Here is a 19,381-nt window from a genome sequence, read left to right on the forward strand (position 1 = left end):
CTATGGAGCAACCGATCCTTGTGTCCCTGATCCACTTGATCGCCACTCCCGAGAAATACGACGGAAAGCTGGTGATTGTGCAAGGGTTTCTCAGCCTCGAAGCTGAAGGAACCTGTCTCTTCCTCCATCGCGAGGACTGGGCGCACGGCCTGTACCAAAACGCTTGCTGGGTGAGTGTTCGGTACGGTGACCTCACGCTGGATCGCGCGAAGCAGTTACACCATCAATACGTCATGCTCGAAGGAACGTTCCGGCGGGAAGAGACTGGTCACATGGGACTATTGCAAAACGGCGGCATCTGCGATGTAAAAAGGTACCATCTTCGTCCGCGTGTGCGAGATACGGGTTCCTCTCTGCTCACCACTACGGACACCCCCAAAGATGGCGCAAACTGATACCCTGCTCCGCTACCGGCCGTGGCGCGGAACCGCGCGCGGGCCGCTGTTCGCCTCGACCGCGCTGGCCCGCGCTTCGCTGAAGTTGCTCCTGCGCCGGCGGCTCATGTGGGGGCTGTTCGCGCTGGCGCTGCTCGTGTTCTTTTTCTTCTTCTACGCGCAGTACCTCGTGGTGTGGATCGCGAACCAGCTCGCCACCGAAACCGTGCGCTTCGCCGGGATTCCGGTCAACGCGCGCAACATCACGCGGTTCCTCGACCGACTCGCACTCAACGGCACCGACCACACGTTCGGTAACTTCATCTGGTACCAGGGCTACGTGCTCGTGATCGTGCTGGCGCTCGCAGGGTCGGTGCTGGTGGGCAACGATTTTTCGCACGGGAGTTTGCCGTTCTACCTCTCCAAACCCATCGGGCGCTGGCACTACGTCCTCGGGAAGTGCCTCGCGATCGGCGCGCTCATCAACTTGCTGACCACGGTCCCGGCGCTCGTCCTCTGGCTCGAAGCCGGGCTGCTCTACGACTGGAAATCGTACTACCTCGACAACTTCACGCTGTTGCTCGGTATCATCGGTTACGGGTTGGCACTCACGGTCACGCTGAGTCCGCTCACCGTGGCGACCGCGGTACTGGTTCGGCGCACGGTGCCGATGGCGATGATCTGGATGGGGCTGTTCGTGCTGCTCCCGATGCTGTCCAGTTGGCTCGTGGAGACGCTGAAAGACGAGCGCTGGCGGCTCATCGATTTGTGGAACGATCTCTATCTGTGCGGCCTGTCGTGCCTGAGCGCGGACCCCGCGACCATCCGTCCGCAGCCGCAGCCGGAATACTGGCAAGCGTGGGTCGCGACCAGCACGGTCATCGGCGCGTGCGTATTGTATCTGCGTCGGCGAATCCAGGCGGTGGAGATCGTTCAGTAGAAACGCGGGGCGAGAGTTCGGGTTGGGGGCACGAGAATCAGCCATGATGCGCACCGAGTCGGAACTCACCGCTCCTCCCGAGTCGCGCGCGACTGTTTCCGCCGCCGTTCCTCACGCTTCGCCCCCCACCCCTCATTCAGAAGCGCCTTTACTCCTGTTCGAGCAGGTCTCCAAGTGGTACGGCACGGTTCTCGCGCTGAACCAGGTTACGCTCGAACTCACGGGCGGAATCACGGGGCTCGTGGGCGCGAACGGCGCGGGCAAGTCCACGCTGCTCCGAATGGCAAACGGGCAACTGAAGCCGACGCTCGGCCGCGTCCGCGTGCGCGGAACCGATGCGTGGGACTGGCGCGCCCGGCGGTTGGTCGGTTACTGCCCGGACATCGATGCGTTCTACGAAGACCTGTCCGGCCGGCGGTTCGTGTGGGTGATGGCCCGGCTGTGCGGCTACACGCGGGCCGAATCGAACCGGCGCACGGAAGCGGTTCTCGAGCGCGTGGGCATGACCGACCGCGCCGACCGCAAGCTCCGCGGGTACTCGAAGGGCATGCGCCAGCGCATCAAACTGGCCCAGGCACTGTTACACGACCCCGAATTGCTGATCCTCGATGAACCGCTCTCGGGAATCGACCCCATCGGCCGACAGGAACTGCTCGAACTCTTTCAGGCGCTCGCGGCGCAGGGCAAGTGTCTACTCATTTCGAGCCACGAACTCGAGGCCCTCGAGAAGCTGACGAACCACGTCGTCATCATGGCACGCGGGCGCGTCGCGGCCGTGGGCACGCTCCAGCAGATCCGCGACCTGCTCGACGATCACCCGCTGTCCGTGCGCATCGACGTCGCCCGGGCGCGCGAGGTCGCCCGACTATTACTCGCGATGCCGGAAGTGCTCGCGGTGGACGTGGCGCCCAAACTCGCCGACGGGGTCGAGGCGGTGGTGGTGAAGGCCCGCAACCCGAAGCGGTTCTTCGAGTTGTTCGGCCGGCTCGCGGTCGAGCACCAACTCGACGTTCAGCGCCTCGAACCGCTCGACGAATCCGCCCACGCGATCCTCGGGTACCTGCTCGGCGGCTCGGGGAAGACGTGAGTGAGGTTCGTGCGCCCGTGTTCGTGATGGCGCAAGGAAGAAGCGTTTTTGACAGGATTAACAGGACCGACAGGCTTGAGAAGGCAATTTTTTCTGAGAGCAGGGCCGTTGATCTCTAGTGGTTCCACCCGCTCGTTGACGCGCGCCGTTGGCCAAGAAACCTCCGAGCGAACGGCGCGCGTCAACGAGCGGGTGAGCTGTTACCGCAAATGTCCTGATTTCAAGACCACCGCTCATGTCACCCCGGCACTTGCGGAGTGACATAAGCGGTCGACCGTTACCGGGGACAAGTGCTTCAAATCAGAACGACATATAGATAAAAGGCTCCATTGGCAGAGTCATGCGGAACAGTGCGTAGTGCAGAACCACAGCGACACCGAGCCCCAGCACGAACGAAAACAGGTAACGAGCGTACCGGGTCACGGTTGGGCCTCCTCAAGGTAACCGAGTTGAGCGGCCTTGCGGCGCAATATCGGAGCGAGTTCTTCGGCCATCCGGCGGCCCCCGGCGACCGACAGGTGAACGTGATCGTAGTACTCGTCGCCCCCGTACCCCCGGCCCACCTCAACGACCGACACCCCGGCCCGCTCGTAGATCGCGCTCATGGCCGGCCCCATCGCGTCATACGTGAGGCGCTCGTCGGGGGTCAGTAGGTTAATGAAGTGCGGGTGCGAGCGGGTCGCGACTACGATCAGCCGCTCGCGCATCGGGGCCGGGAAGTCGTTGCGCAGATCCGATTCCGCTGGGAACGTCCCACCGAGTTCGGAGGGGGGGATCGCTTCACCCGAGGGCCGGCGCAGTATCGGGCGCAGCGCTTTGGCCGTAGATTGAAGGTGCGGCACAACTTGTGGCTGCAACGCCTCCAACAGGGACATCGGCGCGGGGGGGCGCATCGGGTCCGAGTCCGGATAGGTCTTCCGAGCCCGGTACCACGTTTTCGCGAGCGGTTTGCACCACACGGACACGGCGTACTCGTACTCGAACCCGTTCCACAGGTCGCGGTAATTCAGCCAACGGTCGAGCTGGGACTGTCGTTCCATTTCATCGCGCCGGTTCTGATCCTTCGCGCCGGGCGCGCTCGCGTCCGCCCGCTGGTCCAGTGGTAGTGTGAGGCGCGTTTCGCGTTCCGGGGACTCGAGCAACCGATTATGGTAGTAGGCGTCCCAGAAGAACCACTGGGTTGTCGGGCGCCCGTCCGGTTCACCGAGTGGGCTGGCCGGCGTGAGCCAGGTGTTCGTGACAACGAGCATCCGGTGGTGGCCGTCCCGGTACAGCATCTCCGCGGCCACGGTACCGAACTCCTGGGGGCACAGGCCGGGCAGGGCCAAGTTGATGACCTTGTACCGGTCCCCGAGTGCGGCTTGAAGCGCCCGGGTCCACACGCCGTCCGGTCCCTGCCCGCTGCCGAGGAGCACCGAGTTGCCGCCCACCACGACCACGATTTGGTCGGGGCGCGCGGTTTCCCGCATCAGCGCGCGCACCTGGTTCGGGCCGACCTGATAGTTGGTTCGGTAGTCCGTTTCCGCCGTGAACCGCTCGAAGTTCCGGAAGATGTTGGTCCGCCCGACCGTGTGCCCGCCCCAGGCGCAGGCCGCGAACCCGACCACCACGCCGGCCAGCAGCGGCACCGGACTGATCACCCGATCGAGCAGACCATCGAACCGGGGCATGGTGTCACACCTTTACGAAGAGGAGCCGGGCCATCTTCATCGCCTCCGGCGCCGGGTAGAAGAACAGCAGCCAGCCAATGGAGACGAATCCCAACGTGAGAACCCAGCCCACGAACGGGACGCGGTCGAACGCGAAGCCGATCCCGCGCCCGAGCGGCCCCAGTGCGTCCCGGTACGTGGAGGCGACGGCGATGCCGACCCCGTGGTACAGGCCCCACAGGAGAAAGTTCCACCCCGCACCGTGCCACAGGCCGCAGATCGCGAACGCGAGCAGCCCGTTGAACACCTTGCGCACCACCCCGCGCCGGCTCCCCCCGAGCGCGAAGTAGATGTAATCCCGGATCCACAGGCTCAGGGAGATGTGCCACCGCCGCCAGAAGCTCGTGACGCTCCCGGCCAGGTAGGGCCAACAGAAGTTCGCGGGGAGGCGGATCCCGAACATCCGGGCGAAACCGATCGCCATGTCGGAGTAGCCGCTGAAGTCCCACAAGATGCGCAGCGCGAGGAGCCCGAGGAACTGCCAGCGGTCGAGGACCGTCATTCCCGTGTAGAGCGGGGCGGAGTAGGCGATCCAGCTCGTCAAATTGTCGGCGGCGAACTTCTTCACGAGCCCGATCGCGACGCGGACCAGTCCGACCGCCACGTCCTGGCTGTTGACGCCCTCGGTACCGCACTGGAGCGCGGCAAAGAAGTGCTGGTACCGCTTGACCGGACCGGCAACGATCGACGGCCAAAAGACGGTAAACAGTGCGAAGTCGAACGGGTTCCGAATCGCCCGGTCGCCCCGGCACACGTCGATCAAGTAGTGGACGAACTCGAACACGAAGAAGCTGATCGCGAGCGGCGCCGTGATCGCGCGGAGCCCCTGGGCGTGGGCCTCCACGTAGCCGGCCGCGCCCGGCCACACCGACACCAGCACCTGGGTACAAATAAAAGTGCAGTATTTGTAATAGATCAGCGACAGGCAACTCGCCGCGATGCCCGCGTAGCACGGCCCGCGCCAGCGCGTCGCCCCCGCCAGATAAACGAACGTCCCCAAGATGGCGATTGGGATCACCCCCGCCGGCCCCGCGAAGTGCGCGTGAAACACGAGGCTACTAGCAAGCAGGACCAGGCGGCGAAACGCCGGGACGGGGCAAAACCAGTATATCGGATACAGCGCGACGATAAAAAAGACGAACCAGTAAGTCAAGAACAACATAGGGGTCGCCCCGGACCAGTGATTCGCTGGCTATTCAATACGTATATCGGAGCACTACGAGCCCCAACTACAGTCTTCTTTAGCCGAACGCATATTAAACAAAGTGCGATTGATAACTCGATCAGTTTCAAGAAACAAGGGCGATTGAGTATGGCCCTAATTCTCTCGGAATCGGGCAACCAAGCCCTGGCGGGTCTCACCCGGGCGCAGTTGGGCAGATAGTAGTCGCCCCGCGTTGCACGACTTGGGGGCCAACTACGCGGCTAACAGCCGATACGATTCGCGCACACCGCCCGCCTTATGCTGGAAAGATTTGCCGCGCGGGTCTCAATCACCCAGGGCATTCCGTTCATATTTGCCGGCAGCTTAGTCGTGCCTCGCAAGGCGGTATTCCGCCCTTTACAAATACTGGACATACGTTTAAAATCTAAAAGTGGCGCGCCCGGATCGCGACGAGTCGTTTGAAGTGCGTTTCGCGCGCAATTAACGGGTGAATTTCGCGGAAAATGTTACCCAATGTTAACCGTCGGCGCGGAGTAACGAGGGCTCACACCAGCGCCAATTAGCTGGAAATTTCAACCATTGGTACGTTTCGCGACGGGCGCACTGGTTCCCGGGGACGAAAACGTTAGCAATTGTTAGCAGCGCTCCATTAAAAGCCTCGATCGGTGGAGCACCGGGCGCAGATTCCCAACGCGGACCAACACGGGCATGAGTAACGAACCGCTTACCGCACACGCGCCGGTCCCAGCGCCCCACGATCCGCTCCCGAGCGCGTTCCGCGCGTGGGGCGTGCTCGTCGTGCAGAGCTTCCAGCGCCACTGGCGCGTGCGGCAAATGGGCTGGGTGTCGGTCGCGCTGCTCGGCATCGTGGTGCTGTGGGTTTCGGTCGTGACAGTTCGGGGCGGGTGGGATCTCGCGAACCAGCGCGCCCGCCGGAGTGCGAACACGAACGCGGAAGAGGCCGAGCGCCTCACCCCCGGCCAGCGCTACCGTGCCCTCGACGCGGACGAAATGTTGCTGTTCCGAATGCACGAGGTTCCGAACCCGCTGAACCCGACCGAAGACGCACTCGCCTCGCTGCTCCTGTCGATCCCGCAAGCCGCGATGCGGTCCGAAGCGTTCCTCAAGAGCTGGGCCTTCATGACCTACTCGCGCTGGGTCGTCATGCTCGTGTTCATGGGGTTCATCCTGCCGCTGTTCACGCTCTCCTACGCGAGCGGGGCGTTCGGCACGGACCGCGAGAGCCGCTCGCTCGTGTGGCTCATGACGCGCCCCATCCCGCGGAGCGGCATTTACTTGGCGAAGTTCCTCGGCACGCTCCCGTGGTGCGTCGCGTTCGGCGCGGGCGGGTTCGTGGCGGTGTGCCTCGCGGCCGGTTCCATCGGGCACGAAGCGCTCCTGCGGTACTGGCCCGCGGTCGCGATGGGCACGGTCGCGTTCTCGGCGCTGTTCCACCTGGTCGGCGCGCTCTTCCGTCGACCGGTCGTGGTGGGGCTCGTGTACGTGTTCTTCTTCGAGACGGTGGTGGCCGCGCTGCCGGGCAGTTTGAAGTTACTCAGCCTGACCTTTTACGTCCGCTCGTTGATGTATAATGAGGCGGTGGCCGCGGGCCACCCCGGTGACATGCTCCCCGCGATCACCGCGCAGGCCGTTTCGTCCGAGACCGCGTGGGCGGTGCTGACCGCGGCGCCGGTCGCCATCACGCTCGTCGGAATGTGGCTGTTCTCCCGGTCCGAGTACCGCGACGACATTTGAACCGTGCCCGTCCGGTCCGCCGGGGGTGAGTTACGAACGAAGGTTCCCATGCCCTCCCCGCCCGAATTTGTTCACGCGCCCATGCACGGGTACCGCGGCGACGACGCGCGCGCTGCGCTCACGCACCCGCGCGGGCTGACCGTCGCCATCAGCCGGCAGACCGGCGCGCGCGGCACGGCCGTCGCGCGCAAGGTCGCGGACATCCTCTCGTGGCAGGTGTTCGACCACGACACGCTCGATTACCTCGTGCAGAACGACACCGCCCGCGCGCAGCTCCTCGCGGACGTGCCCGCGGACGCGATGCTCTGGGCGGACGCCCAACTCGCGCACCTCCAGCGCGCCCGCAACCTCACCGGGTCCCCGGACGCCCTGCGGCTCGTCCGGCTCGTGCTCGCGGTCGCGGCGCGCGGGAACGTGGTGATTCTGGGCCGCGCCGCGGGGTTCATGCTCCCGCCGGAAACGACCATTCACGTCCGCATCATCGCGCCGGACGAGGCGCGGATCGCGTATGTGGCGCAGGAGCTCCGCATGACCCGACCGGAAGCGGCCGAAGAGGTCCGCGCCCGCGACGAGCGCCGCGCGCTGTTCCTCGATCGCACACTCGCGCTCGACCCGGCGGACCCGACCGGCTACGACGCGGTGGTGAACTCGGAGCGCCTCGGCGTCGAGGGCACGGCCCAGTTCATCGGCTGGGCGGTCCGCACCAAGCAGATGTTCACCGAACTGGCCGAAGACCCGCTCCCCCCGTTCACCGACCTCGACGAACTGGCAGGGGCGTAATGCCAGTGCTCGCGGCATTCGCCGAGTTCGCGCGCGCGGTCCGCGCCCGGTCCCCGCGCACGGCCGTCGTTCTCGGTTCCGGCTTGGGGGGCGCGGCGACCGCGTTCGTGCCCCACGCATCGATCGGCTTCGGCGACATTCCCGGCCTCGTTCCGCCGTCAGTTCAGGGGCACGGCGGGAAACTCGCGCTGGGCGAATGGGCCGGCGAGCCCGCACTGCTCTTCTCGGGCCGGTTGCACGTCTACGAGGGGCACCCGTGGCCCACCGTCACGGGCGCGGTGCGCACGATCGCGGAACTCGGCGCGACGCGCATCGTCCTCACGAACGCCGCGGGCGGAATCCACCCGGCGCTTCACCCCGGCGGGCTGATGGCGATCCGCGGGCACATCAAGTTACTCGGCCCGACCGCGTGGCGCGCCCTCGCGAGCGGCAAGAAAGCCCTCTCTCCCTATTCCCTACACCTGCTCGATGCGCTACACGCTCACGAAAGCGCGGCCGGGCGCGATCTGCTCGCGGGCGTGTACGCGACCCTGACCGGCCCGAGTTACGAAACGCCCGCGGAGATCCGCGCGCTGGCCGCGATCGGCGCGGACGCGGTCGGCATGTCCACCGCGCTGGAGGCGGAAGAAGCCGCGCAATTGGGGCTGGAAGTGGCCGCGATCTCGTGCATCACGAACAAGGCCGCGGGTCTCGGCGCCACCGCGCTCGACCACACCGAAGTGCTCACGAACGCGCAGCTCGCAGTGTCCCGCATGGCCGAACTGCTGGCGTGCCTCGTTCGCGCGCGACCGGCGTGAGCCGGCAGGTTGCCACTTCACCAAGCGCTCCGGTCGCCGGCACCGGAGCGGGAAAAGCCAATGACCGAAGCGGAATGGCGAGTGTGTAAAAACCCCACACCGATGCTGGTGGCACTGGGTGAAAAGCACGACTTTCAGCAAGACGAACCGACGTTCCGAAAGGCGACATTGTTTTCGTGTGCATGTTGCAGACGCATCTGATCTTCGTTATCCGATCGCAGATCGCGCGATCTCGTAGAGATAATCGAACGCAAGGTCGACGGGGTCACAGATTGGACGGCCGTGTGGGATGCCGAAGACGCCGCCAAAGAAGCTGCCGATGAGGTTCGCGGACTCGCGTCCTCAGCCACATGGCTATTGGCAGAACTTTCATCCGAAGCGACACCATCTCAAGTTGAGGTGATTGCTGACACTGCCGCCAACGCCCATGTTTTCGCAAGTATCGGTGGCCACGACACGAGTTCACTGATGTGGGTGGCAGCGGTGGAAGTGGAAAAGCGCGATCAAGCGGACACCCTCCGCGACATTTTCGGTAACACATTTCGTCCCGTATCGCTCTCTCCTTCGTGGCGCACGGATACGGCCGTTGCGCTGGCCACTCAAATGTACGAAGCGCGTGAGTTCAGCACGATGCCGATCCTCGCCGACGCACTCCAGGACGCCGGATGCGACAGCGCCGACATCTTGGAGCACTGTCGCAGCAAGGGGCCGCACGTGCGCGGGTGCTGGGTCGTGGACCTCGTGCTCGGCAAAGAGTGAGCCGATCGAGCGCGAACGGCGCCTTCGGGCGTAGTGCGGAATATGAGGGCACCATGACCCAATTGCCTGCGAACCTCATCGATCAGATCGAGTGTCTCGGGGGACGGCCCGCGGCGACGGGTCACCCGCTACTCGACGCGGTGTGGCCGGACGGGTGGCGCTACCGTCTCGGACCGGAGTTCAGTCCGTATAAACTCACGCTCGGGCGCGCGACGCCCGGCCCCACCGCCGAAGACGGGCTTCGCCCCTACCCCGACGCGATCTGCTTCGGCCGAGACGATGACGACGAAATACTGCTCCTGCTCCTCCCGGACGGCACTGCGTTCGCGCTGGACACGTTCCCGGAGCGGGCCACGCTAGCCGAATCGCCCGCCGCGTTGCTCGCCAAACTCGAACTGGACGTGGCGGCCAGCTCGGTCGCCGTCCCTCGGCGCGAGGGGCGGTTCTACCGGACCTTTAACGGGAGCGTGGTATTCGCGCTCGAGAACCAGGACGCCGTTCTCGTTCTGTCCGAGCCCGACGGGGTCGAAAAATCCGGTTTGCCGGCCGGAACGGTGTACGAGCTGGCTTCCTGGGACGGGGTCTTCGAGTGGCCGGGGTTGCCGACCGACGAGGAGAACTTTCTCCGCTCGAACGCGATGAGCCTGAAAGAAGAGCTCGAATTCGCGCTTCCCCCCGCTGCACCCACAGCACTACCGGACGTGCCACCGACGTACCCCGGTGAAACCCTCAGCGCTACGATTTTCGAGCAGGTCTACCGTCTCGGTGGGGCGCTCCCACCCCCTCCAACCGAGATCGCCCGAACGGATTGGAACGGCGTTCCCGTGCCGGAACCGCTCCGGCGCTTCCTGTTCGACACGCAGTGGACCGCGGGGCGGGTGTTCGCCGACGAGGGCAGTTGCTTTCGCGTGTGGAGCTATCAGCCGGCGGTAATGGACTTCGGGAAGGAACCGTATGCGTTCTTCCGCGACCACCCGGACGCGATCGTGATTGGGATCGCGGACGGAGGGAACTACGCCCTCGTTACTCTGGCGAGCGCCCCGGACCCGACCGACCCACCGGTCTACCGCCTCGACCACGACGAGTACCAAGCCCCTCCCAGCGGACCGGTGCCGCTCTCGCAATTTCTCGCGCGCCTGGGGCCGGACCTGCGGGCCGAAAAGCTCCGGCGCGCCCCGGAACTCGACCAGCCGTCACCGTTCGGTCACCCACCCGAACTCGGCCGACTGTTTCGGACCAGGAACGGGAGCATTGTGTACGTGCGCGCGGTCGATTCCACGTGCGGCGAAGTCGTGATCCTGATCGGCGGGCACGACTTCCCGCGCGACCTGCCGGGCCAGTACCCGGGCCAGGCGTATCGTGTGAACCGGAACGGGTTGTACGAAGGGCCGTGCATTTGGGATTTCCGGCTCCGGTTGTCCCTGGTCGAGTTGCTTCCCGCGCCTCCGGTGTGATCGGGTGGCAAGGGAGTGGCAAGGGGCGATCGATCACCCCCCGTTCTTCGGTTCGGCTCCTTCGGCCGGAACGATGATCTTGGGCTTCACCACCACGACCCACACCTTGTCCTTTGGCGCGTAGGCGAGGCGGAAAATCGCCGCGCCGCCGTCCGCCACAACCGTCGACCCGGTCGCGCCCAGGTCTTCGGTTTCCGTCGCTTGCGCGACGATCGGTTGCCCCCCCACCTCTCCCACCGCGGCTCGCTTCACTCGCACGAACGCCACGGACTGCTCCGTCAGTTTCAATCGCATGGAGCGCCGGTCCGCGGACGCGATCGGGAGCCCGGTGAGTTTGAAGCCTTCCTTGATGAACTGCGCCGTATCAGCGTTGCCGCCGGGGTTGCTGAAATTCGATGCCGTCAACCGGGCCGCGAGCGTCGACTCGCGCCCGTTCGCGAACCGGCCGCTCGACGTCTGCACCACGCGCCCCGCCTTGAGGATCTTGGTCGCGTCCTCCAGTGCCTTCTGCTCGGCCGCGTCCGGTCGGTGCTCCTCGAACCCCTCACCGGTCACGAACGCCACCGGCGAACCGGCCTTCCCGCGGCCCACCTTCGGGAGCGCCTTTTGGTACTTCTCGAACGCCGCGGTATCGAGCTCGATGACCTCGGTTTTCACATCGATCATCAAATCGTGGAGCCGCTCCAGCGCCGCGAGCAGGTCCTTGATCTCGGCGTGCAGGTCCGCCGGCGCGCTGACTTCGAGCTGCCCGTTCTCGCGCTCGATGACTCGCGGCCCGTCCGCATCAATTTCCCCCGGGCGGAGCTGGGGAATCGCCTCGAAGAGCAATTTAATGACCGTGTCCGCGTCCGGGGCCTTTTGCGTTTTGGCCATCTCGTTGAGCAGGCGCGAGACGTCGTACATCTTCGTGACGGGCTTTTCGCCCTCGAGCGGCTGCGGCGCGGCGGTCCCCGCGAGCACGAGTGCGACCGGGAGCGAAAGGAACTTCGCGATCATGTCGGGGCTCCGAACCAGCGACGAACGGGAACGCGGCTGCCTGCCAAACGTTCGAGCGGCGCGCACGTTGGTGGGTGCGCCTCGAGTCGCTACAGAATATGGCAGTTTAACGGTGCGGGGAATACCGACCGGGCGCGAGCCGGCGCTTGAGATTGGCCCCGGGCCGGCACGGGCCTGGGGCGCGCTCAACGACCCAACATCAACCTCTCGTAGCCTCGAAAAGGCACCTCAACTGTTGGACCGGTCGAGTAAGGCGTACTCCGTCAGAATTTGGTGCGCCCGTTCGGAATCGCTGTCGGAAACCTCGATCCGGTGAACCACGCGACACCCCACCTGTTCGCCATCCTCCACCGCTACCAATTTGTCCGGGGTGTATTCCGCAACAATGTTGACCGCGGCCAGTACCCTTTGTGCTGCGACCGCCCGGCCCGCAAAGTCGAAGTCGAATACCACGCGCGATCTCCGAATTACCAGCGCCATCAGACACCGGGAGGTAGCGGATTTACGCAAAGGTCACCACGAATCCTGCAGGGATCCGACGCAAACCTATACGGAATCGCATTGGTGTGACAGGAATTGAGATTCACGCAATAAAATTGTGAATGCGAAATGAACTTCGACAGCGAACGGCGCGCCCCCCCCGTTCCGATTTGCCCGACTTCCCCGCGTCGCCGTACCATGACCGGGTCGAGTGCCCGATCCGTTGCACCAGTTTTTGAAAGGATTCCGCTCATGCTCCGCACGTCCCTGGCTTGCTTCATCGCCATTGGTCTGCTGGCGGCCGGTCCCGCTCGCGCTGCCGACGAGACCTACACCATCAAGCTCTATAAGAGCAAAAAAGGCGATAAGACCGAGAACGCGAAAACGGAAGAGGGTGACACCAAGGTCGTCGTGGACATTGCGGGAACGAACAACAAGGAGAGCATCCCGAGCGGCAAGAAGGAAGTCTACACCGAGGAGATTCTGGAGAAGAAGGCCGGCGACAAACTGGCGACGAAACTGACGCGGGAGTACACCGTCGCGGAGAAGACCGGGAAGGACGGGGCGACCAAAGCGGTCTACGCGGGGAAGACCGTCCTCATTGAAAAGAAGGGCGATACGTACCAGTTGAGCATCGACGGCGAAGCCCTGAAGGAAGAAGACGCCCCGGAACTCTTCAAGAGCTTCAACAAGAAGGACGGCGAGCCCCAGAACGAAGATTTCCTGTCCAAAGATCCCGTTAAGGTCGGCGAGAGCTGGAAGGTGCCGGCCGACAAGAGCGAGCAGATGTTCAAAGCGCTCGGCGACGAGAAGATGAAACTCGACGTGAAGAAATCGACGGTGGGCGGCAAGCTCCTGAAGGTCTACAAGAAGGACGGCGCCCAGTTCGGTGTCATCGAGATCACGCTCACGGCGCTCATTACCGAGATCGATCTCGGCGGGCAGTTCGTCAAAGCCAAGGACGATAGCAAACTGGTGCTCAAAGCCACCATCGACACTTGCATCGATGGCACCGTCGAGTTCGAGGACAGCAAGATCGACATGACCATCGACATCTCCGCCGAGCTCCCCAACAACGGGTCGATCAGCATCAGCGGCGCGACCAAAGGCGTCGAGAAAGTGCGCGTCAAAAAGTGACGTGACACCGCCGAAGGACCCGTGACACGGTCCTTCGGCGATTGGTCGGACCGAACCCGAGGTCCAACACCCACTTCTAAACCGGCGCGTCCACAAATTCACAGCGCCGGCCCCAAAACCACTTGTATCCATTCGTCCACTAGCGTATAGTTCCGTTGTGTCTCGCGACCGTGGTAAACGAAATGTCGGCTCTCAATGCCTGGAATGATGCTCACGCACCGCGTTACCGCGTTGGGGGTTCGGGAGGGGTCGCGCTGCCGCTGAACGCGCCCGGGCCACTCGACCGACAGAATCGCTGGTTTTTCAGAGCGAAATGTTACCCGGGCGGCGGCCAAAAACGGCCGGGTTTCGAGGGTTGTTAGCGATTGTTAGCCGTTACTGCCCCCAACGCGACGGCTTTGAAGCGAGTGGGAATCGCCTAAGCCGTTGACAAATAAGCAATTATCGTGTTTAGCCCCGAACGCGAGAGCCCGCAAACCACCCCAGAGCCCCAAAATGTTAGCATTTGTTAGTGCCGCTGAGGAGACATGAGCAACAGGGGGAATGAACGAGGTATTCGGATATGAACGCGAGCGCGGAGTGTTTCGGTCAACCGACGGGTTCGCCTCAACGGAGCCTCATATTCGGTCGCCCATTACGATCACCGCAACCACTTGCGTGGCAATGATTTCGGCAAATTTCTCCGCGGGAATTCTTATCCGCGCTTGGCAACGCGGAGCCCGCGAGGTACAACGGTACGAGGCTTTTGGAAGGCCCGTCGCCCCTCCCACCGACCCCTCATCACACGGACGTGACGGGTCGAATGTTAACGAGGACGCTACCCATGGCGCGTCGAAGCGCCGACCCCGAAAGTACCAGCGCGAAAACGACTTCCTCCGGTTTACGCAGGTCGGACCGGTTCTTGCTCGGCCTCCACTCGTTCGATCGGGTCGTTTTCGTTTCGCACGTTCAACCGGACCCGGACAGCCTGGGCAGCATGCTGGGGCTGGCCCACCTCGTCGAAACCCGCCTCGGCAAACCTACCGTCATTACCCGCGACGGTCTCATTAGCCGGGCCGAAAATCGGGCCCTCGTCGACGTCCTCCACCTCGATCTCGTTCCCATCGAAGAGGTGGAATGGGGCACCAACGACGCGGTCGTGATGGTGGACAGCCAGCCCCGCACCGGGCGGCACACGTTCCCCGAAGCGGTCCCGCTGTACGCGGTCATCGACCACCACGACACCCCCGGCGACCTCGAGGGCGTCGTCTTCACGGACATCCGCGCCACGCACGGCGCGACCTGCACGCTCGTCACCAAGTACCTGCTGGAACAGGGGGCCGCGATCCCGGAGAAGGTCGCGACCGCCCTGCTCTACGGCATCGAAACGGAAGTCACGGGGTACCCGCGCGAGGCCAGCCCCGCGGACGACGCGGCGCTCATCGTGCTGTACCCGGTTGCGGACAAGGACGTGATCGCCCAGATCCGCAACGCCCGGCTCCCGCACAGCTACTTCGAGTGTACGCTCCAGGCGATGCAGAGTTCGTTCATCTACGACCGCCTGCTGCTGAGTTGGGTGAACCCGCTGCCGCTGCCGGAACAAGCGGCCGAGGTCGTGGACTTCATGATCCGCTTCGATCAAGTGGACTACGCGGTGTGCGGCGGGGTCTACCAGGACTCCCTGATCCTGTCCGTGCGCGCGTCGATCGAGAACGCACGAGCGGGCGAGATCTTGCGCCAGGTGGTGGGGAAGCTCGGCCGCGCGGGGGGGCACGACCGGCGCGCGGGCGGGAGCATCCCGCTCCCGAGCACCGCCCCCAGCGCGATCGAGGACATCCAGGGCGAGCTCCGGCGCCGGTTCCTCAAGGCGCTCAAGATCGAAGACACGCGCGGCCAGCGCCTCGTCCCGCTCCGCGAAATGCTCCAGAACTTGCAATCGTGAGCCGTTCCACGTTCCAAACGGGACCGGAAACGACCTGGAACGTGGACCTCTGATACATGGAACCTACGCCACCGCCGCCGAGTACTCCGCCCGCGAAGTCCACTTTGCGGAGCGGGTGCCTGCTACCGGCAGCGGTCGTGTTTTTGTTGGTCTCGGTCCTCGTCAACATCGTCTTCGTACTCGGCTACACGGGTGCGATCAGCGATCCGCTGACCGAAGCGCCCGATAACCTCAACGAGCAGTTCTACCTCGGCGACGCCAGCGCGAGGGACAAAATCGCGGTCGTTCGCGTGAGCGGCGTCATTACCGAGAGCGGCATCGCGTACCCGATTCAGCAGCTCCGTGCCGCCGCCGCGGACCGGCACGTCAAAGTCGTGGTTCTGCGTGTCGATAGCCCCGGCGGAACGGTCACCGCGAGCGAAGAACTCTACCAGTGCGTCGTGAACGTGCGGGACAACAGCGGGCGCCGATTCCCCGGCACCGGTCCCAAACCGGTTTCGGTTTCGATGGGCGGACTCGCGGCCTCCGGCGGCTACTACATCGCCACGGCCGGGAACCCGATCGTCGCGGAGAAGACGACCATTACCGGTTCCATCGGTGTGTTCGCCGCGCTCCCGAACGTGGCGGAGTGGGCGCACAAGAACGGCGTGAAACTCGAGCTCGTGAAGGCCGGCGGTATCAAGGCGAGCGGATCGTTCTTCCACAATCTCGGGCCGGAAGAACGACAAACGTGGCAGGACACAGTCGACGGTGCTTACGACGAGTTCCTCAAGACCATCGCGGCCGGCCGACCGGGACTCAACCCGGACGCGCTCCAGCGCGAAACCGTGATCGAGCGCATGGTGCCGGAGCGCGACGAGAAGGGTAACCCGAAGCTCGTGAACGGCAAAACCGTCGAAGTGAAGTACACCCGCGTTCGGGCCGATGGGGGAACGTTCACCGCGCAACAGGCTCACCAATTCAAACTGATCGACGGCATTGAAGACCTGCCCAACGCGGTCCGTAACGCGGCCGCCCGCGCCGGGCTATCGAGCTTCAAGGCGGTCGTTTACGAACGCCCCCAATCACTTGTCGAGAAATTAACGGGCGTTCAAGTCAAAGGCCGCTCCGCTGAATTCGGGGTTCCAGATGTTAGCGCCAACTTAACTCCGCGCCTCTGGTATCTCGCACCCACTGCCGACGCCGGGTTGCTTGCTCCGACCCCGTGACAACCCGACTGACACCTGCCCAATTCTTGGACACTTGTCGTTCTTTTGGCTCGGCTGCACAGTTTAGACAGTTAGTGATCCGTCACGATTTTGCCACTTTTCGACCGGGCCTGAATTTGGGTGCTATCATTCGCACAACACTCACAGCGCCAACGAAATATCGCCTACTCCGTCTGAAATCCTGAAACTGTTTGCGGTTGACGACGATCTTATTAGTGGAGAGAGGGGCGATCCCCACGAGGTCGGCACGCTCTGTGCAGGAAATTTTGCTCCAAACGCGCTTTCCGGGGCGGTTTAGTGAAAGATGCACCGAGGCGCCGCCTATATTACCTGTCGTTGGGAAAATAGAACTGCATCAGGACTAATTTGGCCTGGCCGTTTCTACTTCCCAGTGAATCGAATTTAACTCAACAGACTCCAACGGTTATGGCCGAACGGACGCTGAAGACCTGGGAGGTACACAACAATGGCCCGTCAAGACGCTCTCCTGAGACTACATAAGAGTTTGATCTCCCGTCGTACCGAGCTCCGGAAGCGGCTCGGTCTCGAACTCGAAGAACTTGCCCACATTAAACACTCCTCCGCCTCGGGTGATGCCGCGGACGCGGCGTTCGACGCGAGCGGAGAAGAGATATCCTCGACCCTCGCCGAACTCGAAGCGAAAGAGTTGGCCCAGATCGAACGCGCGCTCCGGCGCCTCAAGTCCGGCGCTTACGGCAAGTGCGAAGTGTGTTCGATCAAGATCCCCATTGCCCGGCTCAACGCGCTACCGTTCAGCACGCTGTGTGTGAATTGCCAGCGAGAAATGGAACTCGACGGCGGCTGGGCCGCCGACCACGGCGGCACCGATTGGGGCCGGATCGCGGACGGCAACCCGATGGAGGACCGCGAGGTCCGTCTCGCGGACATTGAGAGCGATCTGGGCAAATAGCGCCGATTAATCCGATCGCACCGAGCCCGCGGCTTGCAGAGCCTGCGGGCTTTTTTCGTTGCACGCCGGGGGGTGTCCCAACGACTGCGCGGTTTCTCCCAGGCACAGTTCGCGCACCGAGAGTACGGGGGAGTAAAGTGGAAGCGGTTGAACGGGCACGAGTGCCTTGAAGTATCCGTGCCGGGCCAGTTTTCACTCAAGGCGGACGTCATGCGCAGGCAACTGCTACTTGTGGCCGGATTTATGGCGTGCTCGTTCCTCGGTGGGCTGGCGGCCGAGTCCCTGGTGCGCGGGGGGAGCGCTTCCGCAGGGACCGGCCGGGGACTGGCCCCGATGGACACGACGAACGGGGCCGGCCTCCCCCACGACCGGTTCCAGGTGGTCATCAAGCAGCTCGGTCCGTCCGTCGTGGCCGTGGACGCGGTGAAGCCGGCGCCCTCCGGTGCGAGCAAGTCGGACCCGGTCGAGGAATCCGGCTCCGGCGTGATCGTGAAGTTCCCCGGTGCGAACGGTGTGGTCGTCGTGACGAATTACCACGTCGTGGGCGCGGCATCACCCGGGAAGGTATACGTCACGCTCTCGGACGGCCGAATCGTGCAGCCGGCGCGGATCTGGGGCGACCCGGAATCGGACCTCTCGCTGCTAAACATTGATGACACCACCCTCCCCGCCGCCGAACTCGCGGACAGCGCCCGGGTGAAACGCGGGCAGTGGGTGCTCGCGTTCGGTAGCCCGTTCGGGCTGAACCAGACGGTCACGCACGGGATCATCTCCGCGACCGATCGCGGGCAGATCTCGCTCGGTTCGACGATCCGCATCAAGGAGTTCCTGCAGACCGACGCCGCGATCAACCCGGGTTCCAGTGGCGGCCCGCTGGTCGATCTCGACGGGCGCGTGGTCGGCATCAACACCGCGATCGCGTCCAAAAGCGGGAACAACAGCGGCGTGTCGTTCAGCATCCCGGCGAACTTGGTAAAGCGGATCGCGGGGCAGCTCATCGAGAAGGGTACGGTGACGCGCGGGTACCTCGGCGTGCAGCTCGCGAGCGCGATTGAGCCGGCCGAGGCCCTGCGCCTCGGGCTGAACCGCGTGAGCGGCGCGCTGGTGGAAATCGTTCACCCGAACACGCCCGCGGCCGCGGCCGGGCTCCGGGTCGGCGACGTGGTCCTTCGCATCGAGGACGTGGATTTGCGGGACGAGAACCACCTCATCAACGTGGTGTCGGCACTGCCCCCGGGGCAAAAGATCAAGCTCACCGTGTGGCGCGACCGCAAGGCCCTGGACGCTGAGATAGTGGTGGGGGATTACAGCGGGCAAAAGGTTCGGTCGAACAAACCGTAAGCAACGAAACCGTTCTTATAATCACAGAAGGGCCGCCATTCGTGGCGGCCCTTCTTCGTTTGATTTTGATTCTGTCGCGAGCCAAATCGGATCAGCGGAGATGGGCGTTTGAGTTCAGGTCGAGTGGCGCCGATCAGCAGATTACTCGTCGTCCTTGCGGTTGCCGCGCAGGAACAGCATCAGCCCGATCAGCACCAACAGGGCGACGAACATCCCGCCCATCGTCCACCAACTGCTCAAGAAATCCATGATCGGTTCCCCTCGGTTAAGCCCCTTTCGGGCGGCCTGAATAAACAGCGGGCGCGGTCTCGACTCGCGAGTAATTTCGGACGACCCGTCCGCCGGGCTGTTAAAATCAAACGTGTTCTACACGCCGGTTCGACCCGCTGCAAGCGGCCGCGCAAAAATCTTTCGTTTCTCAGCGTTACGAGCTACTTGCCACCGCACCCGCCGTGAACGAAGATGAACCGGTGCCCGCCACCCCGTTGTGGCGAACGTTAGAATTTTTGAAATCGAGACATTTCCTTCTCTCCCCGTAGCAGGTGAA

17 protein-coding genes are annotated in these 19,381 nt (G+C 63.8%); 13 read left to right on the plus strand and 4 right to left on the minus strand.

What is annotated here, in order from left to right; genetic code table 11:
* Positions 1-2: 2 nt before the first annotated feature.
* Genes J8F10_RS36650 through J8F10_RS36660 form a run of 3 tightly spaced genes read left to right on the plus strand, consistent with a single transcriptional unit; the run spans position 3 to position 2,401 of the window.
* Positions 3-395 carry a hypothetical protein gene (locus J8F10_RS36650; protein ID WP_210663161.1) on the plus strand — a complete coding sequence of 131 codons (393 nt, stop codon included), beginning with the start codon at positions 3-5 and terminating at the stop codon, positions 393-395.
* Complete coding sequence (locus J8F10_RS36655) at positions 382-1,314, plus strand: ABC transporter permease (protein ID WP_210663163.1); 933 nt, start codon at positions 382-384, stop codon at positions 1,312-1,314. Before J8F10_RS36650 ends, J8F10_RS36655 begins: the two co-directional genes overlap by 14 nt.
* A gap of 43 nt (positions 1,315-1,357) precedes the next feature.
* A complete protein-coding gene (locus J8F10_RS36660) occupies positions 1,358-2,401 on the plus strand; it encodes an ABC transporter ATP-binding protein (RefSeq protein WP_210663165.1) in 1,044 nt (347 codons plus the stop codon).
* A gap of 419 nt (positions 2,402-2,820) precedes the next feature.
* On the opposite strand, the gene J8F10_RS36665 is transcribed toward J8F10_RS36660, so the two are convergent.
* On the minus strand, positions 2,821-4,071 hold the full coding sequence (locus J8F10_RS36665; RefSeq protein WP_210663167.1) for a hypothetical protein: 1,251 nt from the start codon (positions 4,069-4,071) through the stop codon (positions 2,821-2,823).
* Between the two features lie 4 nt (positions 4,072-4,075).
* Positions 4,076-5,128: an MBOAT family O-acyltransferase gene (locus J8F10_RS36670; RefSeq protein ID WP_210663169.1), complete on the minus strand. Its 1,053-nt coding sequence runs from the start codon at positions 5,126-5,128 to the stop codon at positions 4,076-4,078.
* Between the two features lie 855 nt (positions 5,129-5,983).
* On the opposite strand from J8F10_RS36670, the gene J8F10_RS36675 reads away from it, so the two are divergent.
* The 5 genes from J8F10_RS36675 (at position 5,984) to J8F10_RS36695 (ending at position 10,820) form a co-directional block, all read left to right on the plus strand.
* Positions 5,984-7,030, plus strand: coding sequence for an ABC transporter permease (locus J8F10_RS36675; protein ID WP_210663171.1), 1,047 nt, complete (start codon positions 5,984-5,986; stop codon positions 7,028-7,030).
* Positions 7,031-7,078: 48 nt separating this feature from the next.
* Positions 7,079-7,810, plus strand: coding sequence for a cytidylate kinase-like family protein (locus J8F10_RS36680; protein ID WP_210663173.1), 732 nt, complete (start codon positions 7,079-7,081; stop codon positions 7,808-7,810).
* Positions 7,810-8,607 carry a purine-nucleoside phosphorylase gene (locus J8F10_RS36685; protein WP_210663175.1) on the plus strand — a complete coding sequence of 266 codons (798 nt, stop codon included), beginning with the start codon at positions 7,810-7,812 and terminating at the stop codon, positions 8,605-8,607. The genes J8F10_RS36680 and J8F10_RS36685 overlap by 1 nt, the downstream gene beginning before the upstream one ends.
* A 468-nt stretch (positions 8,608-9,075) precedes the next feature.
* The gene (locus tag J8F10_RS36690; protein WP_210663177.1) at positions 9,076-9,366 is read left to right on the plus strand and encodes a hypothetical protein; all 291 of its coding nucleotides are present in this window, start codon (positions 9,076-9,078) and stop codon (positions 9,364-9,366) included.
* A 53-nt stretch (positions 9,367-9,419) separates the two neighbouring features.
* Complete coding sequence (locus J8F10_RS36695; RefSeq protein WP_210663179.1) at positions 9,420-10,820, plus strand: SMI1/KNR4 family protein; 1,401 nt, start codon at positions 9,420-9,422, stop codon at positions 10,818-10,820.
* A 33-nt stretch (positions 10,821-10,853) separates the two neighbouring features.
* On the opposite strand, the gene J8F10_RS36700 is transcribed toward J8F10_RS36695, so the two are convergent.
* Both J8F10_RS36700 and J8F10_RS36705 read right to left on the minus strand, forming a co-directional pair.
* Positions 10,854-11,816, minus strand: coding sequence for a hypothetical protein (locus tag J8F10_RS36700; RefSeq protein WP_210663181.1), 963 nt, complete (start codon positions 11,814-11,816; stop codon positions 10,854-10,856).
* A gap of 228 nt (positions 11,817-12,044) precedes the next feature.
* A complete protein-coding gene (locus J8F10_RS36705; protein ID WP_210663183.1) occupies positions 12,045-12,269 on the minus strand; it encodes a hypothetical protein in 225 nt (74 codons plus the stop codon).
* A 279-nt stretch (positions 12,270-12,548) separates the two neighbouring features.
* Between J8F10_RS36705 and J8F10_RS36710 the strand changes: the two genes are divergently transcribed.
* The 5 genes from J8F10_RS36710 to J8F10_RS36730 all read left to right on the plus strand — a co-directional run bounded on the left by J8F10_RS36710 (position 12,549) and on the right by J8F10_RS36730 (position 18,834).
* Complete coding sequence (locus tag J8F10_RS36710) at positions 12,549-13,433, plus strand: hypothetical protein (protein WP_210663185.1); 885 nt, start codon at positions 12,549-12,551, stop codon at positions 13,431-13,433.
* A gap of 823 nt (positions 13,434-14,256) precedes the next feature.
* Positions 14,257-15,354 (plus strand): DHH family phosphoesterase, encoded by a 1,098-nt coding sequence (locus J8F10_RS36715; RefSeq protein ID WP_210663187.1) that lies wholly within the window; start codon positions 14,257-14,259, stop codon positions 15,352-15,354.
* A 56-nt stretch (positions 15,355-15,410) separates the two neighbouring features.
* A complete protein-coding gene (locus J8F10_RS36720; protein ID WP_210663188.1) occupies positions 15,411-16,562 on the plus strand; it encodes a S49 family peptidase in 1,152 nt (383 codons plus the stop codon).
* Positions 16,563-17,028: 466 nt separating this feature from the next.
* Entirely contained in the window at positions 17,029-17,493 is a 465-nt protein-coding gene (locus J8F10_RS36725) for a TraR/DksA family transcriptional regulator (RefSeq protein ID WP_210663190.1), read from the plus strand.
* 210 nt (positions 17,494-17,703) lie between these two features.
* The gene (locus J8F10_RS36730; RefSeq protein WP_210663192.1) at positions 17,704-18,834 is read left to right on the plus strand and encodes a S1C family serine protease; all 1,131 of its coding nucleotides are present in this window, start codon (positions 17,704-17,706) and stop codon (positions 18,832-18,834) included.
* Positions 18,835-19,381 lie beyond the last annotated feature (547 nt).

Source organism: Gemmata palustris (assembly GCF_017939745.1).
In the GTDB taxonomy this organism is placed as follows: domain Bacteria; phylum Planctomycetota; class Planctomycetia; order Gemmatales; family Gemmataceae; genus Gemmata; species Gemmata palustris.

Coding starts and splice junctions, on each gene's coding strand:
- J8F10_RS36650 (WP_210663161.1), top strand. CDS start 3: ATGGAGCAACCGATCCTTGTGTCCCTGATCCACTTGATCGCCACTCCC.
- J8F10_RS36655 (WP_210663163.1), top strand. CDS start 382: ATGGCGCAAACTGATACCCTGCTCCGCTACCGGCCGTGGCGCGGAACC.
- J8F10_RS36660 (WP_210663165.1), top strand. CDS start 1,358: ATGATGCGCACCGAGTCGGAACTCACCGCTCCTCCCGAGTCGCGCGCG.
- J8F10_RS36665 (WP_210663167.1), bottom strand. CDS start 4,071: ATGCCCCGGTTCGATGGTCTGCTCGATCGGGTGATCAGTCCGGTGCCG.
- J8F10_RS36675 (WP_210663171.1), top strand. CDS start 5,984: ATGAGTAACGAACCGCTTACCGCACACGCGCCGGTCCCAGCGCCCCAC.
- J8F10_RS36680 (WP_210663173.1), top strand. CDS start 7,079: ATGCCCTCCCCGCCCGAATTTGTTCACGCGCCCATGCACGGGTACCGC.
- J8F10_RS36685 (WP_210663175.1), top strand. CDS start 7,810: ATGCCAGTGCTCGCGGCATTCGCCGAGTTCGCGCGCGCGGTCCGCGCC.
- J8F10_RS36690 (WP_210663177.1), top strand. CDS start 9,076: ATGTGGGTGGCAGCGGTGGAAGTGGAAAAGCGCGATCAAGCGGACACC.
- J8F10_RS36695 (WP_210663179.1), top strand. CDS start 9,420: ATGACCCAATTGCCTGCGAACCTCATCGATCAGATCGAGTGTCTCGGG.
- J8F10_RS36700 (WP_210663181.1), bottom strand. CDS start 11,816: ATGATCGCGAAGTTCCTTTCGCTCCCGGTCGCACTCGTGCTCGCGGGG.
- J8F10_RS36710 (WP_210663185.1), top strand. CDS start 12,549: ATGCTCCGCACGTCCCTGGCTTGCTTCATCGCCATTGGTCTGCTGGCG.
- J8F10_RS36715 (WP_210663187.1), top strand. CDS start 14,257: ATGGCGCGTCGAAGCGCCGACCCCGAAAGTACCAGCGCGAAAACGACT.
- J8F10_RS36720 (WP_210663188.1), top strand. CDS start 15,411: ATGGAACCTACGCCACCGCCGCCGAGTACTCCGCCCGCGAAGTCCACT.
- J8F10_RS36725 (WP_210663190.1), top strand. CDS start 17,029: ATGGCCCGTCAAGACGCTCTCCTGAGACTACATAAGAGTTTGATCTCC.
- J8F10_RS36730 (WP_210663192.1), top strand. CDS start 17,704: ATGCGCAGGCAACTGCTACTTGTGGCCGGATTTATGGCGTGCTCGTTC.